12 protein-coding genes are annotated in these 16,499 nt (G+C 60.6%); 7 read left to right on the top strand and 5 right to left on the bottom strand.

The features are described from left to right. Positions 1–24: 24 nt before the first annotated feature. Positions 25–855 carry an alpha/beta hydrolase gene (locus tag PH552_RS07210; protein WP_183761124.1) on the top strand — a complete coding sequence of 277 codons (831 nt, stop codon included), beginning with the start codon at positions 25–27 and terminating at the stop codon, positions 853–855. Between the two features lie 62 nt (positions 856–917). Here the strand turns inward: PH552_RS07210 and PH552_RS07205 are convergent, their stop codons facing one another. Next, a complete protein-coding gene (locus PH552_RS07205; RefSeq protein ID WP_183761125.1) occupies positions 918–1,343 on the bottom strand; it encodes a VOC family protein in 426 nt (141 codons plus the stop codon). A gap of 140 nt (positions 1,344–1,483) precedes the next feature. After that, positions 1,484–3,577, bottom strand: a complete 2,094-nt coding sequence (locus tag PH552_RS07200; protein WP_183761128.1) for a putative bifunctional diguanylate cyclase/phosphodiesterase — start codon at positions 3,575–3,577, stop codon at positions 1,484–1,486. A gap of 283 nt (positions 3,578–3,860) precedes the next feature. Between PH552_RS07200 and PH552_RS07195 the strand changes: the two genes are divergently transcribed. The 3 genes from PH552_RS07195 to PH552_RS07185 all read left to right on the top strand — a co-directional run bounded on the left by PH552_RS07195 (position 3,861) and on the right by PH552_RS07185 (position 10,565). Continuing rightward, positions 3,861–4,349, top strand: coding sequence for a pentapeptide repeat-containing protein (locus PH552_RS07195; RefSeq protein WP_183761130.1), 489 nt, complete (start codon positions 3,861–3,863; stop codon positions 4,347–4,349). A gap of 310 nt (positions 4,350–4,659) precedes the next feature. Further along, positions 4,660–7,128, top strand: a complete 2,469-nt coding sequence (locus PH552_RS07190) for a glycoside hydrolase family 2 protein (protein ID WP_183761132.1) — start codon at positions 4,660–4,662, stop codon at positions 7,126–7,128. A 176-nt stretch (positions 7,129–7,304) separates the two neighbouring features. Next, entirely contained in the window at positions 7,305–10,565 is a 3,261-nt protein-coding gene (locus PH552_RS07185) for a GH36-type glycosyl hydrolase domain-containing protein (RefSeq protein ID WP_183761133.1), read from the top strand. A 59-nt stretch (positions 10,566–10,624) separates the two neighbouring features. On the opposite strand, the gene PH552_RS07180 is transcribed toward PH552_RS07185, so the two are convergent. Together PH552_RS07180 and PH552_RS07175 are read right to left on the bottom strand one after the other, a co-directional pair. Continuing rightward, positions 10,625–11,455, bottom strand: coding sequence for an aldo/keto reductase (locus tag PH552_RS07180; protein WP_183761135.1), 831 nt, complete (start codon positions 11,453–11,455; stop codon positions 10,625–10,627). 27 nt (positions 11,456–11,482) lie between these two features. Next, complete coding sequence (locus PH552_RS07175; RefSeq protein WP_183761137.1) at positions 11,483–12,676, bottom strand: MFS transporter; 1,194 nt, start codon at positions 12,674–12,676, stop codon at positions 11,483–11,485. 142 nt (positions 12,677–12,818) lie between these two features. Here PH552_RS07175 and PH552_RS07170 point away from each other — a divergent pair, with 142 nt between their 5' ends. Together PH552_RS07170 and PH552_RS07165 are read left to right on the top strand one after the other, a co-directional pair. Continuing rightward, complete coding sequence (locus PH552_RS07170; protein WP_183761139.1) at positions 12,819–13,715, top strand: LysR family transcriptional regulator; 897 nt, start codon at positions 12,819–12,821, stop codon at positions 13,713–13,715. Between the two features lie 32 nt (positions 13,716–13,747). Further along, positions 13,748–14,404: a DUF2161 domain-containing phosphodiesterase gene (locus tag PH552_RS07165; RefSeq protein WP_285165788.1), complete on the top strand. Its 657-nt coding sequence runs from the start codon at positions 13,748–13,750 to the stop codon at positions 14,402–14,404. A gap of 77 nt (positions 14,405–14,481) precedes the next feature. On the opposite strand, the gene PH552_RS07160 is transcribed toward PH552_RS07165, so the two are convergent. Continuing rightward, the gene (locus tag PH552_RS07160; RefSeq protein WP_285165786.1) at positions 14,482–14,664 is read right to left on the bottom strand and encodes a hypothetical protein; all 183 of its coding nucleotides are present in this window, start codon (positions 14,662–14,664) and stop codon (positions 14,482–14,484) included. Here PH552_RS07160 and PH552_RS07155 point away from each other — a divergent pair. Then, on the top strand, positions 14,663–16,165 hold the full coding sequence (locus tag PH552_RS07155) for a DegQ family serine endoprotease (RefSeq protein ID WP_183761143.1): 1,503 nt from the start codon (positions 14,663–14,665) through the stop codon (positions 16,163–16,165). The two genes, PH552_RS07160 and PH552_RS07155, sit on opposite strands and share 2 nt — an antisense overlap. The last annotated feature ends 334 nt before the right edge of the window (positions 16,166–16,499 follow it).

Genomic DNA, 16,499 nt, shown 5'->3' with positions numbered 1-16,499 from the left:
GCAGCTGGAGAGAGGAAGCTGAGCATGAGCTATTTCAGGGTCAACGATTGGGACGCAGCCTATACCAATAGCGCCTATATCGTCGACGGAGATCAATGGCCGGCCGCCTGGGTCGAGCCGGCAAAGTCCTTCCGTGACAGGCTGACGACCGCGAGACGCGCGAAACTCGATCTGGCCTATGGTCCTGCGGAGCGCAATCGCTTCGATCTCCTTCTGCCCGAAGGCCAGCCGAAGGGATTGGTGGTTTTCGTCCATGGCGGTTACTGGCTGCAGCTGGACAAAAGCTATTGGTCGCACTTTGCAGCAGGCTCTATCGCCAGAGGATATGCGGTCGCGATCCCGTCCTACACTCTTTGCCCGAAAAATCGCATCGCCGGGATCGGCAAGGAGATTGCGGCCGCGACTACCAAAGCCGCCGAACTCGTCGGCGGCCCCATCGTTCTGACTGGTCATTCAGCCGGAGGTCAGCTCGTTGCCCGCATGATGACAACGACATCGCCGCTCCGTGAAACAATCCGCAACCGCATTCGCCATGTGCTTGCCATTTCCGGCCTTCATGACCTGCGGCCGATCATGAGGCGCAGCATGAACGAGCAGCTTCGCATCGATGACACCGAAGCAAGAACCGAAAGCCCAGCCCTGCTGGAGCCGCTCGAGGCCGTCCGCCTCACCTGCTGGGTCGGGGGTGCCGAACGCGCCGAATTCATCCGCCAGAATGCGTTGCTCGCCAATATCTGGACCGGACTCGGCGCGGCAACGGCGGTCGTGGTCGAACCGGACAAGCACCATTATTCGATCCTGGACGGCCTTACGGACGCTGAGCACCCTCTGACACAAACCCTGCTTGCAGAATAGCATCTTCGCAGCCGGATCAGAGGAAATGCCCTCGGCGCTACCAACACCGAGGGCATATATCGTCAGCCGTTGACCGGCGCATTCATCGCCCAGAGAACGCCGAATGGATCGCGGAGCTGGCCCCAGCGATCGCCCCAGAACATCACCTGTGGCTCGACCACGACCTCAGCGCCTGCATCGACGGCGCGCTTCCACCAGAAATCGAGCTCATCCACGACGAGCTGCATCACGAAAGACTGCGGCTTCTCCAGTGCATGGCCATATTCGGGAAAGGCGTCGCCCAGCATCACCGAACTGCCGTTGATATAGAGATGGATATGCATGGTCCGGCCCTTCTCGTCGACCGGATACATGAAGGCTTCCTCCGCACCGAAGGCGCGCTTGTAGAATTCGGCAGCCTTCGCGGCACCGTCCACTGTCAGATAGGCCACGACGCCGCCGCGAACCGGCACGCGAGGTTGTTGGGATTGTTCTGCTGCATCGGTCATATCGGTCTCCTTGGAAACGGTTGTGCATATCCGCCCTTATCGTCGGGCTGTTCCAAGGACGTTGCTCGATCACGACTTCCGACAATGGCAGTCGAAGTTTTTTATTTTTCCAGGTCCGGCCTGCTCAGCCCTTTCACATGTCATCCTTGCGCCGCCCGCTTTCGGGCGTGCAAAGCGTGCTCGGGCCGGGTCTCACCGAGAATTCGCAGCACAGCATCCTCGCGCGACATCGGACGCCCCAGCAGGAAGCCCTGCACCTCGTCATAGCCTTCGGCACGCAATTTGGCCAATTGCGCCTCCGTCTCGATGCCTTCCGCAAGCGTTACCGCATTGAAGCCCGAGGCTATGCCGACCACGGCCCGAACGATCGCGAGATTGCCAGGATCGGCCTCCATGCCGGCGACGAAGCTGCGGTCGAGCTTGATCTTGTCGAAGGAGAAGGCACGCAGATAGCTGAGCGACGAATAGCCTGTGCCGAAATCGTCGATGGCAATGCGAATGCCAAGCTCCTTCAACGCGCGCAACAGCGACAGGCTTTGCTCGACCTCGGAGAGCAGAATGGATTCCGTAATCTCGATCTCCAGACGCCCGGGGCGGAGACCTGTCTCGTCGATTGCCGAGACGACGGTGGCCAGCAGGTTCGCGTGGCGGAACTGATAGACGGACAAGTTGATGGCCACCTTCAATTCCTCGGGCCATTCCACCGCAGTCCGACAGGCTTCCCGCAATACCCAGTCGCCGATCGGCACGATCATTCCCGTCTCCTCGGCAACGGGGATGAACTCGGCCGGGGAGATGAGCCCACGCCTGGGATGGCGCCAGCGGATCAGCGCCTCGAACCCCGAGAGAATATCTTCGTCCAGCCGGATGATCGGCTGATAGTGGAGTTCGAACTCGTCGTTCTGCAGGGCTTCCCGAAGCTCGAGTGTAAGCTGGTGGCGCCGCTCCGCTTCAAGCCGCATCTCGGTCTGGTAGAAACGATAGGTCGATCGGCCGCTGCTCTTGGCCGCATAGAGCGCCAAATCCGCATCCCGCATAAGGACATCGGCATCTCTGCCGTGTTCCGGCGCCATGGCAATGCCGATGCTGCAGGTCACATGCTCGCGGACGCCATCGAGATCGAAGGGTGTCGAAAACGACAGCAGCAGCAAATCGGCGAGACGCTGGGCGCGCCCGACATCCGTCATCCTCAGAACCAGTGCGAACTCGTCTCCACCCAGGCGCGCCACCAGATCGTTTCTCTCCGCGAGCTGCTGCAAGCGTTCGGCAACCTGGCGCAAAAGCATATCGCCCGCAGCATGTCCCTTGCTGTCGTTGATATGCTTGAAGTGATCGACATCGATGTAGAGCAGCGCAATCGGCTTTTCCGGTGTCGCAGCCGCAACCTGCCGCACGATGCTCTCCGAGAAGAAGGCCCGGTTCGGAAGGCCGGTCAGGGAATCGTGCATGGCAAGATGCGCAAGCCGCGCCTCGACGCTGCGCTCTTCGGTCACATCCTGGGAAATACCGAGAACATAGCGCGGCGCTTGCCCTGACGGCGCGGGAAGCGCCCGCTTCGCCGTCTTCAGGATGCGTGTCACTCCATCCACCATATGGATGGTTTCCTCGAAGTAAACGGTTGCGGCGGTCTCGAAGGCAAGCTTGTCCTGCTCCCGGAAAAGCGCCGTCTGCTCGTCGGAAAATATCGCCCGATCCGACTTGCCGATCACATCCGGTGCTGCCTGCCCGACGATGGCGCCGCAAGCTTCGTTGAACAGGATATAACGGCCATCCCGCTCCATATCCTTGACGAAGACGCCGACGGGAAGATTGTCGACGATGCTATCGAGCAGCGATTGGGTGGCATCGACCTGGCGTCGCGCAGCGTTGACCTCGGTGCGATCCTGGACGATCGCCAGGATTGCCACCTTGCCATTAAAGCGAATTTCCCGCCCGTAGGTCAGAACTTCGAATGTCTCGCCATCGGCCTTCAGATGCGTCCAGCGCTGCGCCGTTTCCATGTCGGTGCGCCGATGGACAGCGTCCAGCATGCGCTCCCGCTCTTCGGGCGGCCGGATGTCGAGTACGGTCATATCGGCGAACGCCGCGTGACCATAGCCATAGAGATCGCGGGCGGCATCGTTCACGATCAGGAATCTCAACGTCTGCGGATCATACACCCACATAGGCGACGGATGCGTCTTGAAAAGCGATCGAAAATCGTCGCTTGGGGCATCGAGCCAAACGGAATTCATGGAAGATCGACCTTGCCAATTCGTGTTCTAAGATCTGTGAATTGACGATTTATGATTGAAAAAGTTAAATAAAATCAAAATGCTAGACTAGCCTAAACTTTAAGCAAAAGCCCATCAAATATGCAACCGACTGCTTCCTCTTATCGGATGCCGACCGACGAGGACGTCGGATCTTGTAGAGCTATCGCCCTGAATAACGAGAACTGTGTGATATACCGCCGATCGAAAGGCGCAATATGCTGCCGCTTGCCAAATCGAAGTGGCAAAGGCATCTTCACGGACAATGAGAAAAATCTCCCAAAAGGATTTCGAAGCAGATCTTCTGGCCCAGGCAAGTGAAAACGGTATCGACCTCAGCGATGCCGATCTCTCGGACATTGTTTGGCATGGACTTGACCTAAGCGCAGCCACCATTGCCATGTCGGTTCTGCGGAACGCGCACTTTTCTGCAACGCAATCACTAAGTGGCTGCACCTGGATCGGCAACAGGATCGAGAACTGCGCCTTCGAGTCGGTACCGGTCTCGAAGGCAGAGTTGCTTCATTGCGAATTCGAGGCATGTGCGATGCACGCGATGCGGTTCTTCAGGACGGATCTTTCCGGAACGATCTTCTCTTCCTGCCGTTTTGTCGATGTTGATCTTTCGGAGGCCGTCGCGATCCGAGTGCGGTTCGAAAATTGCAGTTTCACCCATACTCGATTGACTAGGGACTTTCTGTTTACCGGCACCGGTGACTTCGCATTCTCGCCTGAAGGCAATCTGAACATATAACCGCCCGCCGCTCAGCATCGCAGACACGTATCTTCAAGCTCATTGACATCTCAATCTGCTTAACCGGCAGTCGGTCCCTGTCACAAGCCTATGGCATTCTGCGGCCATTGTTGCAGCGGCTCATGGAGGGGCAAGCACTCTCGCAACGCCATCGACGGCGCCTACATTGAACACAGCGGGATCACCAAGGCGTTGATACAACGCAACCGAATCGCCTACGTCTATCGCATGAACCGCCATCCGCAGGCAGGCCGGCAATTCATCACGCCAAAGGCTGTTTGAGACATCCATTTCATAACGGACGCATGCCATGAAAAGACAGACGCTCGACACCGGCTGGACCCTCTCGCGTCTTCGCGCACCCTCCAGCGCACCGGCCTTGCCCAATTCGGTTCCCGCCGCCGTGCCGGGCAATGTGCATCTCGACCTGATGGCGGCGCAGCTGATCACCGATCCCTATCTCGACGTCAACGAAATCTCGCAGGACTGGATTGGGCGTTCCGCCTGGCGCTATCGTCTGGCCTTCGACTGGGATAGCGAAGACGCTAAGCGCATCGATCTTTCCTGCCTCGGCCTCGACACGGCGGCACGCCTGGAACTGAACGGCAGTTTGCTTGGCGAAACCCGCAACATGCATCGCAGCTACCGCTTCGATATCGGCAATAAGCTGAAAAGCGGCCGTAATGAGCTGATCGTCGATTTCCAATCCGCCTATGAACATGGCGAGGAAGTCCGCAAGCAGCTGGGCAGCGCCGCCGATATCCCCCAGAATTATCCCGGCCCGAGCAATCTCATCCGCAAGATGGCCTGCAACTTCGGCTGGGACTGGGGTCCGACCCTTGTCACCGCTGGCATCTGGAAACCTGTTGTCATCGAGAGCTGGTCGAAGGCGCGCCTCGGCAGCATCCGGCCGGAAATCACCCTGCAAGGCAGCCAGGGCGTCGCGCGGCTGCATGTCGAGATCGAATGGGCCGACAAGGGCACGGATAGCGCGGCGCTCTTGCTCTCCATCGGCGGCAAGCGCGCCGAGGTCCGCGTCGCGCAAGGCGAGACCCATGCGCTGATCGAATGCCGGATCGACAACCCGCAGGTCTGGTGGCCGCATGGCATGGGCGGTCAGCCGCTTTACGATCTCGACCTGCAGCTGCTTGGCTCGGACGGTGCGGCGCTTGATGGCTGGAAGCGGCGCGTCGGCTTCCGCTCTGTGCGGCTGGATACGACACCGGACGAGATCGGCTCCGCCTTCACCCTCGTCGTCAACGACGTGCCGGTCTTTGCCCGCGGCGCCAACTGGATCCCCGACGATTGCTTCCTGCCGCGCGTGACGCGCGAACGCTATCGCGAGCGGATCGCGCAGGCCCGCGACGCCAATATGAACATGCTGCGCGTCTGGGGCGGCGGCATCTATGAGACCGACACGTTCTACGAGGAATGCGATGCTGCCGGCGTCATGGTCTGGCAGGATTTCCTGTTTGCCTGTGCCACCTATCCCGAAGAAGAACCGGTCTACAGTGAGATCGAGGCGGAGGCGCGCGAAGCGATCACACGGCTCATGGCTTACGCCTCGCTGGTCATCTGGAACGGCAATAACGAGAATATCTGGGGCTATTTCGACTGGGGCTGGCAGGATGTGCTGGGCAATCGCCCCTGGGGCGCCGGTTACTACCTCGACCTCCTGCCGAAGCTGGTGGCCGAGATCGACCCGACGCGCCCCTATTGGGCGGGCAGCCCCTATTCCGGTTCCATGGAGATCGCGCCGAACGCGGACGAGCACGGCTGCAAGCATATCTGGGACGTCTGGAACGAGGTGGGCTACGAGACCTACCGCAACTATATTCCGCGCTTCTGCTCCGAATTCGGATGGCAGGCGCCGCCAACCTTCGCAACCCTTGCCCAATCCGTTCGCGAGAAGGACCGCGCTCCGGCCTCGCCAGGCGTGCTGCATCATCAAAAGGCAACGGCCGGCAACGACAAGCTGTTGATGGGGTTGGAGGGCTGGTTCTCACCGCCGGAAAACTTCGACGACTGGCTCTTCGTCACCCAGCTGAACCAGGCGCGCGCGATCAGCTATGGCATCGACCACATGCGCTCGCATCGGCCGACCTGCATGGGCACGATCGTCTGGCAGCTCAACGATTGCTGGCCGGTCACCTCCTGGGCGGCCATCGACGGCGCCGGCCGGAAGAAGCCGCTCTGGTATGCCTTGAAACATAGCTATGCGCCGCATCTCCTCACCATCCAGCCGCGCGGCGATCGGCTGGCCGCCATTGCCGTCAATGATGCGACCCTGTTCTGGCGCGTGCCTTTCACGGTCGAGCGTTTCGATTTCACCGGCAAGCTGCTCGCCCGCCACCACGTCTGGCGCATCCTGTGCGACCGCTTTGAGAATTCCGATATCGAGATCCCGACCGAGGTCGCGACCCCTGGCGATCCGCGCCGCGAATATCTGCGTGCCCGCCTCGGCGATGCGGAAGCCTGGTGGTTCTTCGAGAAGGACATGCAGCTGCAGTATCCTCAGCCCCGCTTCGATATCGAGAGCATCCAGACGACGGACGGCATTGCTGTCACCATCACAGCGCAGTCCTTCCTGCGCGATGTCTGCCTGTTCGTCGATCGCATCAGCCCGAATGCCGAAGTCGACGACATGCTGGTCAATCTCGCGCCGGGCGAAAGCAGGACCTTCAAGATCAAAGGCATTTCCAAGGAAGCCTTCGACGATGCCGATCTTTCGGCTGTTATCCGCACGGCCAACCAGGTTGCGGAGCTTCCGCATCATTGAAACCGGGTGCTCTCTCACGGAAAAGATCCGGCGCATTACGCCGGATCGAGGCGTGTATTTTCCGTAAGCCGTCACAAAAGATTGCGCTGGTGAATGGTGAATTGCCTTCTATGATCGGTCGTCGCCTTGTGATCTAGTGCCCCTCATCCGATCCATGAATCAGCGAGATCACGCTTATGTCCTCGGACACCAATCGCAGCTTTCAAACGCCCCGCCGCGAAGAACTTGGCCTCATCACACTCGGCAACACCGCCGGTCTTTCGGCTTCCGCCCTGCCGAACGGCACGCTGTTTTCGATCGATTTTGCCGACCAGCAGGGCGGCATAATGATCAACCAGGTGCTCGGTTCGCCCGTCTATGGTGGCATCGGCCGGCTCTTTCTGCGCATCGGTGGCGCCAAGCCGGTAACGGCTGAAATCGTCGGTCCGAAGGCTGCCGTACAATTCGGCCATGGCAGAAACGGTTTTTCCTGGAGCGGCGAGACGGCCGGTGTGAAGCATACGGTCAGTCTACGGCTGCACCCGAATAAAACCGCATGGTTCTGGCAAGTATCGCTGCAGAACAGTACGAGCGCCACCATTTCAGCCGACCTCGTTCTCGTTCAGGATGTCGGCCTCGGCGATCGCGGCTTCCTGATGAACAGCGAGGCCTATGCCTCACAATATATCGACCATCACATCGCCACCCATGCCGCCTTCGGTCCTGTCATCATGAATCGACAAAATCTTAAGCAGGGCGGCGGGCGAAATCCTTGGCTCGCACAGGGTTGCATCGAGGGTGCCGCGGCTTACGCGACCGATGCAATCCAGCTGCTGGTGCCATCGAAGGGCGACGATGGCGTCATGGTGCCGGACTTCGGCACCAGCCTGCCCAGCGCGCGCCGCCAGCATGAGGTCGCCTGCCCGGCGATCCAGTCGAAGCCGCTTTCGCTCGCAGCAGGCGATGCAACTGCGACGACCTTCTTCGGCCTCTTCGTCGCCGATCATCCGACCGCTTCCAGCGATGCCGATCTTGCCCATCTCGATGGCCTGCCGAAACTTCAGGGCGAATTGGCGATCGACACGATTGCTGTCGCCCAATCGGTACGCAGCCTCGTGCAGGATGCGCCGCTTGCGGAAAGCGGCGGCCTGGATCAAGCCGCGATCGATGCGCTCTACCCCCAGCGTATGCTGGAAGAACATGCCGACGGAAAGCTGCTCTCATTCTTCGTGCCGAATGGACCGCACAACAGGCACATCGTGCTCCAGGAAAAAGAACGCCTGGTGACCCGCCGCCATGGCGCTATCGTTCGCAGCGGCCAGAACATGCTGCTCGACGACCAGACGCTGGCTGCCACCTGCTGGATGCAGGGCATCTTCGCCGCGCAGCTGACCATCGGCAACACCTCCTTCCACAAGCTGTTCTCGGTCTCGCGCGATCCCTACAATCTGACGCGGTCGAGCGGCCTGCGCATTCTCGTCGACCTTGGCGATGGCTGGCGCCTACTCGGCGTGCCCGCCGCCTTCGAGATGGGCTTGAGCGACACGCGTTGGATCTACAAGCTCCCCGGTCGCACCATCATCGTTTCGGCAATCGCCTCCGGCGACGATCCGGCCATGCAATGGAGCATTTCGGCGGAGGGCGAAGCCTGCCGCTTCCTCGTCTTCGGCCATATCGTCCTCGGCGAACGCGACTATGAGGCCGTGGCGAACATTTCGGTCGATGCGGCAGCCAAACGTATCTCCTTCCGGCCGCAGCCGTCCTGGTTATGGGATCGATATCCAAAGGCTGGATACCATCTCGTCACCTCGACACCGGATGCCCTCGAGACCATCGGCGGCGACGAGCTGCTTTACACCGATGGCACGACCCGCAACGGCCCGTTCATCGCGCTGAAATCGCATCCGACGAAGGAATTGCGCTTTGCCGTCACGGGCTCGATGACCGATCCGGATGCGGCGGAAGCTCTTGCCGCGCGCTACAGCGCCGGTGTCGACAGTGAAGAGATGCTGGCGCCGGCGCGCCGCTTCTGGAGCCATGTGACGCGGGGCGCACGCATCGAAGGCGATGGCCGCGATGTGGCGGCACAAGCCGTGATGCTGCCCTGGATCGCGCATGATGCGATCGTGCATTTGAGCGTGCCGCATGGACTGGAACAATATACGGGGGCTGCCTGGGGCACGCGCGACGTCTGCCAGGGGCCGATCGAATTCCTGCTTGCCTACGAGCATGACGAAGAAGTCCGGCAGATCCTTTCGACGCTCTTTTCAGAGCAGTACCGCGATCGCGGCGACTGGCCGCAATGGTTCATGCTGGAGCCCTATGCCAATATCCGCGCCGGCGAGGCGCATGGCGATATCGTCGTCTGGCCGCTGAAGGCGCTCTGCGATTATATCGAAGCGACCGGCGACCTCACCTTCCTTACCAGAACGGTGCCGTGGCGCGCCGACGACACGATGCAGCTGACGTCGGAACGTGCGACGATCTCCGATCACGTCGAGAAATTGCTGGAGACGGTGCGCAGCCGCTTCGTGCCGGGCACGAGCCTCATCCGCTACGGCGAAGGCGACTGGAACGACAGCCTGCAGCCGGCCGACCCGCATCTGCGGGATTGGATGGTCAGCAGCTGGACTGTTTCACTTCTATATGAACAGCTTGTGCGCTACGCCAATATCCTGACGCTCGCCAGCCGCAATGAGGAAGCGCAGTCGCTGCAGGCGACCGCCGTTGCCATGCGCGCCGATTTCAACCGGCTTCTGATGCGCGATGGCATCGTTGCCGGCTATGGCGTCTTCGATCCGAGCCATGACGGTGTCGAATTGCTGCTGCATCCGGAGGATACGCGCACCGGTCTCCATTATTCGCTGATCGCGATGACCCAGCCGATGATCGGCGGCCTCTTCACGCCCGATCAGCGCCATGCCCACATGAAGATCATCCGCGAGAACCTGCTGTTCCCGGATGGCGTCCGATTGATGGAAAAGCCGGCAACCTATTCCGGTGGTCCGGAAAAGCTCTTCCGTCGCGCCGAATCCTCGTCCTTCTTCGGTCGCGAGATCGGGCTCATGTATGTGCATGCGCATCTGCGCTACTGCGAGGCCCTTGCCCTCGACGACGACGCGGAGGCCGTATGGCAGGCGCTCGCGCTCGCCAACCCGATCGCCGTCAGCGGCCGGGTGGAGCATGCGTCGCTGCGCCAGCGCAACACCTATTTCAGCAGCAGCGATGCGGCCTTCGACGACCGCTATCAGGCATCTGCGCAATGGGCGCGCGTCAAGGCGGGCGATATCGCCGTCGACGGCGGCTGGCGCATCTATTCGAGCGGTCCCGGTCTCTATACCAAGAGCCTGATCTGCAATGTCTTCGGCTTCAAGCGGCAATTCGGCCAGCGCAGCCGCAAGCCGCTGTTGCCAGCCTCGATCGGCGCCTGCGAGGTCGAGCTGGACTTCAAGGCTTGAGCCACCAAACACAAAAAGGGAGCCGCTGAGCGGCTCCCTTGTTCGCTGGACCATCAATATTAGGCCGCTTCGTCCCAGATCGGCGCCAGGCCGTCAGGGCTGACGATACGCCCGTTCGGCTGCGCGAGAGCATGGATCGCAGCCATCTCATCCTGCGAAAGCGCAAAGTCGAAGATGGCGGCATTTTTCGCCGCACGGTCTTCCGACACAGTCTTGGAAAGGACGATCAACCCCTGCTGCACGATCCAGCGCAGAACGATCTGGGCGATCGATTTGCCGTGCCTGGCGGCGATGTCCTTCAGCATCGGATCGGAAAGCACCTTGCCATCCGCCATGGCGTAATAGGCGGTCACCGACATGCCGAGGCTGGCGGCGGCCTCGAGGATGGGCGACTGGTCGAGATAGGGATGATATTCGACCTGGTTGGTGACGAGCGGCAGGTCGCTGAGCCGAACCGCCTCGCGCATCAGGGCACGGTTGAAGTTGGACACGCCGATATGGCGAACTTTGCCTGCCTTTGCGACCTCGTTCAATGCGGCAATCTGCTCGGCCAGAGGTACCGCGTCGTTTGGCCAGTGTAGAAGCAGGAGATCGACATAATCGGTCTTCAGCTTCTTCAGGCTTTCATCCACCGAGGCAATGAAAGCATCGTGCCGATAATTTTCGACCCAGACCTTGGTGGTCAGGAACAAGTCGCCGCGAGCAATACCCGAACGAAGGATGCCTTTGCCGACGTCGGCCTCGTTGCCATAGATCTGGGCGGTATCGATGTGACGATAGCCATTGCCCAGAACATGCGCGACCATGCGTTCCGTATCAGGCCCCGGCATACGGAAAGTGCCGAAACCCAGGGCGGGAATGGATGCGCCATTGGCGCTGACGATTTTCATGAATGATCCTTTCGGTACGGGTTTTGATCAGGCGGCGCAGGAGACGGCCTGCGCCGCGGAAGCCGAGCGGCGGTCGAGCGCGCCGCTCCACAGGGTCAGCACCAGAGCCGCGACGACCAGGATCGCGCCGACCCAAGGCGTGGCGCTAAGGCCAAGCGAGGATTCCACCACCAGCCCACCGATCCAGGCTCCGGCGGCAATGCCGAGATTGAAGGCGGCGATATTGAGCGCCGAGGCGACATCGACTGCGGCGGGGCGAACCTGCCGGGCAAGCTGGACGATGTAGAGCTGCAGCCCGGGCACATTGGCGAAGGACAGGAAGCCAAGCGCCGCAAGCGTCGGGATGGCAAGCCAGGGCGAGACGGCGGTAAAGCTAAAGAGAGCAAGCACGAGAGCCTGAGCGACAAAGAGCCAGGTCAATGCACGGACCGGATTGCCGTTGGCAAGACGGCCGCCGACAACATTGCCGATGGCAATGGCGATACCGTAGAGCACAAGAATGAGACTGACGGCGGAAGCGGCAAAGCCGGTCACTTCCTGCAGGATCGACGCCAGGAAGGTGAAGGCGACGAAGGTGCCGCCATAGCCGAGTGCCGTCATGGCAAAGACGATCAGCAACCGGCCGCTTGCAAGCACGCGGACCTGTTCACCGATGCCGGCCGGCGGCGCCTTCTTCAGGCTGGACGGCAGAAGCAGCAGAATGGCGACAAAGGCAATGATGCCAAGACCCGCGACGGCTGCGAAGGTTGCGCGCCAGCCGAAAGTCTGGCCGATGAAAGTGCCTAGGGGAACACCTGTGACGATAGCAACGGTCAGGCCCATGAACATCATGGCGATTGCGGAAGCACGGCGGTTTTCAGGCACGAGATCGGCGGCAATGGTGGATCCCACAGAGAAGAACACACCATGGGCGAAGGCCGAAAGCACGCGCGCGACGAGCAGCGGCGCATAGCCAGGGCTCAAGGCGGCCATGCCGTTGCCGACGATGAACAGCGCCATCAGGCCGAGCAGCAGCGGTTTGCGCTCGATGCGGCCGGTAAGCGCCGTCAGGATCGGCGCACCGAAGGTGACGCCGAGTGCGTAGACACTGACAATGAGACCGGCGAGCGGCAGGTTGATGTGAAGGTCGCTTGCGACGGTGGGCAGGAGACCGACGATGACGAATTCGGTTGTGCCGATCGCATAGGCAGCGATCGTCAAGGCAAAGAGAGCCAGAGGCATGAGATCACCCGATCAAATGGCACCCGCCAGCTGCGGATGCGCGAGTTCTTGTTCGGGAAGAATATGGCGTAGCGACATTCGAACGATAATCGGCTATATCAACTCAACACTTGTGAATTGAATTCAAAAGAGTGAGTTGCAAATGGACAATCGCGCCGGCGAGATGGATGTCTTCGTTCAGGTGGCCACTCTCAGCAGCTTTTCCGCAGCTGGCCGCAGGCTGCGTCTTTCGCCCTCGGCCGTCAGCAAGCTCGTCACCCGGCTGGAAGAGCGGCTGGGCACTCGCCTCCTGGTGCGTACCACCCGCTCCCTGCAATTGACGCCCGAGGGAGAGATCTATCTCGAAAAGGCACGAACGATCCTGGCCGATATTCAGGAAGCGGAACGGATCGTGGCATCAGGCGGCGCCGCGGTGCCGCGCGGCCCGCTGCGCGTCAGCGCCTCCGTCGCTTTCGGGGTCTGTTATCTGGTGCCGATCATCCCGGATTTTCTGCGGCGCTATCCTGAGATCGAACTCGACATCTCCTTGACCGACAGTGTCATCGATATCGTCGGCGAGCGGGCCGATGTCGCCATCCGCGCCGGTATCTTGCGGGATAGTTCGCTCAAAGCCCGCAAACTGATGGACAGCCACCGCGTCATCGTCGCGGCACCCGCCTACATCGAGCGAAACGGCCGGCCGGCAACGCCGGATGAGCTCGATCATCACAACTGCCTCACGTTCAACTTCCGACCGACTGCCGAAGGCTGGCCCTTTCGCGATCCGAAGAGCGGCGCCCATTTCGTGAAAACCGTGCAAGGCAACCTCCAGGCAAACAACGGCCCGACCGTTCGCAGCCTTTGCGTTGCGGGGATAGGCCTTGCCCGCGTCGGCCAGTTCCACGTCCAGCCGGATCTCGACGCCGGCAGGCTCGTACCCATCCTCGACGATTTCAATCCGGAAGACATCGAGCATATCCACGCCGTCTATGCCGGCCATGAGCATCTGGCCGCCCGCATCCGCGCCTTTATCGACTTTCTGGTTAACCGAATCGGATAGAACAAGACGATATTCAAAGGCCGGAGGCGGATTTGGAAACGGCGCTCTATCTCCCGATCAAGTCATTTCTCGAAGCCGCAGGCTATGTCGTGAAAGGCGAAATCGGCGGCTGCGACCTTGTGGGACTGACTGACGGCGAACCGCCCATCGTCGTCATCTGCGAGCTGAAGATGAGCTTCAATCTTGAGCTCATCCTGCAGGCTGTCGATCGGGCCGCCGCCAGCGACGAAGTCTGGATCGCCGCCCGCGTCTCGGCAAAGGGCAAGGGCCGGGAAGGCGATCGCCGGTTCCGCGATCTTTGCCGAAGGCTAGGCTTCGGCATGCTTACTGTCTCGGGCAACGACCAAGTCGATATAGTCGTCACTCCCGTTGCGCCGATGCCCCGCAAGAATGCGCGGCGCAGATCGCGCCTTGTCGACGAACATCGCCGGCGCAAGGGCGATCCCGCTCTCGGCGGCAGCACACGCAAGCCGATCATGACTGCCTATCGCCAGCAGGCGCTTGCCTGCGCCGCCGCCATCGAAAACGGCGTGCAGCGCCCGAAGGACATGCGGGAAGCGGCACCGAAGGCCCCACAAATTCTGAGAGATAACGTCTATGGCTGGTTCGAGCGCATCGACCGCGGCATCTACGCACTGACGGAGCTTGGAACGGAGGCTCTCAAGAGATGGCCCGTAGCGCAAAGCTAAATGTGGAAAAATTCCGGCTGAGCAACATTAAATTCATGTAATATCTTAAAATCTCGCAATAAAAACATGATCAATATTTAATTTGTAAAAGTTTCCCGGCGGATCATATTAACCCCAAGCGCCAATTCAAATCTATACTTTGCTTCCTTCAGTAAAAACGGGAAGCAAGTCGCTCGCAAATTGGCGCGGATCAATCGAAGCTCGTTCCCGATATGACGGGCCGCCAAACCGCCAACGATCTCGCAAGGGACTTTTGCCATGCCTTCTCTTCTCCGCAAACATCGTACAGCCGCCATCGTCGGTGCCGCCATCATCGCCGGCGCCGGCGCATTGCCTTTTGCCTTCAGCACATCCGCAACCGTCGCCTCGGCCGCCGAACCGGCCGGCATCATCGCGCCCGGCGGCTCCTTCGCTCCGATCGTCGACGCCGACAAGCCGGCCGTCGTCACCATCACCACAACGATGAAGGCGACCGATACGAGCGCCGACGGCGGCAATTCGCCGATGGACGAACAGTTCCGCCAGTTCTTCGAAAACCAGGGCATCCCCTTCCCGAAGCAGATGCCGCATCAGCAGCAAAGCCAGCGCGCAATGGCACTCGGTTCGGGCTTCATCATCAGCCCCGATGGTGTCATCGTCACCAACAACCACGTCATCCAGAACGCCGTCGACATCAAGGTCACGCTCGACGACGGCACCGAACTGCCCGCCAAGCTGCTCGGCGCCGACGCCAAGTCCGATCTTGCCGTCCTGAAGATCCAGGCTCCGAAGCCGCTCGCAACCATTGCCTGGGGTGACTCCGACAAGCTGAAGCTCGGCGATCAGATTCTGGCGATCGGCAATCCCTTCGGTATCGGCACCACCGTCACCGCCGGCATCGTGTCAGCTCGCGGCCGCGACCTGCACAGCGGCCCCTATGACGACTTCATCCAGATCGACGCGCCGATCAACCACGGCAATTCCGGCGGGCCGCTGGTCGACCGCGAAGGCAATGTCGTCGGCATCAACACCGCCATCTATTCGCCGAACGGCGGCAGTGTCGGCGTCGGCTTTGCCATCCCCTCCGATGAAGCCAAGGCGATCGTCGCCAAACTGGAAAAGAACGGCTCGATCGATCACGGCTATCTCGGCGTCGCGATCCAGCCCGTGACCTCCGATGTCGCCAATGCCATGGGCCTTTCTCAGGCGCAGGGTGCGCTCGTCGCCAGCGTCAATGACGATACACCAGCCGCACGCGCCGGCATCAAGAGCGGCGATATCGTCACCGCCGTCGGCAACGAGGCCGTCAAGACACCGAAGGACCTGTCGCGACTGGTCGCCGACCTCTCTCCCGGCGACAAGCGCTCGGTCACGCTGTGGCGCGACGGCAAGAGCTTGGACGTCAATGTCACCATCGGCGGCAATGACGACAGCAAGCAGGCCGCCAACGACAATAGTGACGGCAAGGTGCAGCCCTCCAACCAGCCGAGCATCGGTGTCGGTCTTGCTAACCTCACACCTGATGTGCGTGAGCAGCTGAACCTGCCGCATGGCGTCGAGGGCGCTGTCGTTGCCAGCGTCAATCCGGACAAGTCGGCTGCCGCGGCCGGCATTCAGACCGGCGATATCATCGTCTCGGTCAACGATCAGCCAGTCCACAACGCCCATGAGGTGCAGACGGCCGTCGCCAAGGCCGGCAAGGATGGCCGCAAATCCGTGCTGCTCCTGATCGAGCGCGACGGCAACAAGACCTTCGTCGCCGTGCCGTTCTCGGCCGCTTGAAAGCTGAAGCATTCTTTGATTGGCCCGCTTCCTTCAAGGGAGCGGGCCGATTGCCGTTAGGTCACCGCAAGACCCTGACGTTCCACAAGCCCTATCGTTGCCAACTCTATCCGCTCAAGCAGGCACGCTCGATCGTCTTCCTCGACCGAACGATCCTAGACGCTGAATTTCCACAGAAGAGGCAATTCGGTTTTGACACGGGACTCTTTTTGTCCAAACTCTGCCTTTCTGATGGTACAAATAGCGCCGGGGCCGGTTGAAACAGCCTAGCGGCAAGTTTAAACCCCGCCGGCAAGATCAGCGGCTAGGGCCTCGAAACTGGAATAAGCGGCGG

This window comes from Rhizobium aureum (assembly GCF_030182495.1).
Taxonomy (GTDB): domain Bacteria; phylum Pseudomonadota; class Alphaproteobacteria; order Rhizobiales; family Rhizobiaceae; genus Rhizobium; species Rhizobium tropici_C.
The sequence above is the reverse complement of the archived record's forward strand: the minus strand, read 5'-3'. Positions and strand labels throughout refer to the sequence as shown.

Coding starts and splice junctions, on each gene's coding strand:
- PH552_RS07210 (WP_183761124.1), top strand. CDS start 25: ATGAGCTATTTCAGGGTCAACGATTGGGACGCAGCCTATACCAATAGC.
- PH552_RS07205 (WP_183761125.1), bottom strand. CDS start 1,343: ATGACCGATGCAGCAGAACAATCCCAACAACCTCGCGTGCCGGTTCGC.
- PH552_RS07200 (WP_183761128.1), bottom strand. CDS start 3,577: ATGAATTCCGTTTGGCTCGATGCCCCAAGCGACGATTTTCGATCGCTT.
- PH552_RS07195 (WP_183761130.1), top strand. CDS start 3,861: ATGAGAAAAATCTCCCAAAAGGATTTCGAAGCAGATCTTCTGGCCCAG.
- PH552_RS07190 (WP_183761132.1), top strand. CDS start 4,660: ATGAAAAGACAGACGCTCGACACCGGCTGGACCCTCTCGCGTCTTCGC.
- PH552_RS07185 (WP_183761133.1), top strand. CDS start 7,305: ATGTCCTCGGACACCAATCGCAGCTTTCAAACGCCCCGCCGCGAAGAA.
- PH552_RS07180 (WP_183761135.1), bottom strand. CDS start 11,455: ATGAAAATCGTCAGCGCCAATGGCGCATCCATTCCCGCCCTGGGTTTC.
- PH552_RS07175 (WP_183761137.1), bottom strand. CDS start 12,676: ATGCCTCTGGCTCTCTTTGCCTTGACGATCGCTGCCTATGCGATCGGC.
- PH552_RS07170 (WP_183761139.1), top strand. CDS start 12,819: ATGGACAATCGCGCCGGCGAGATGGATGTCTTCGTTCAGGTGGCCACT.
- PH552_RS07155 (WP_183761143.1), top strand. CDS start 14,663: ATGCCTTCTCTTCTCCGCAAACATCGTACAGCCGCCATCGTCGGTGCC.
- PH552_RS07160 (WP_285165786.1), bottom strand. CDS start 14,664: ATGGCAAAAGTCCCTTGCGAGATCGTTGGCGGTTTGGCGGCCCGTCAT.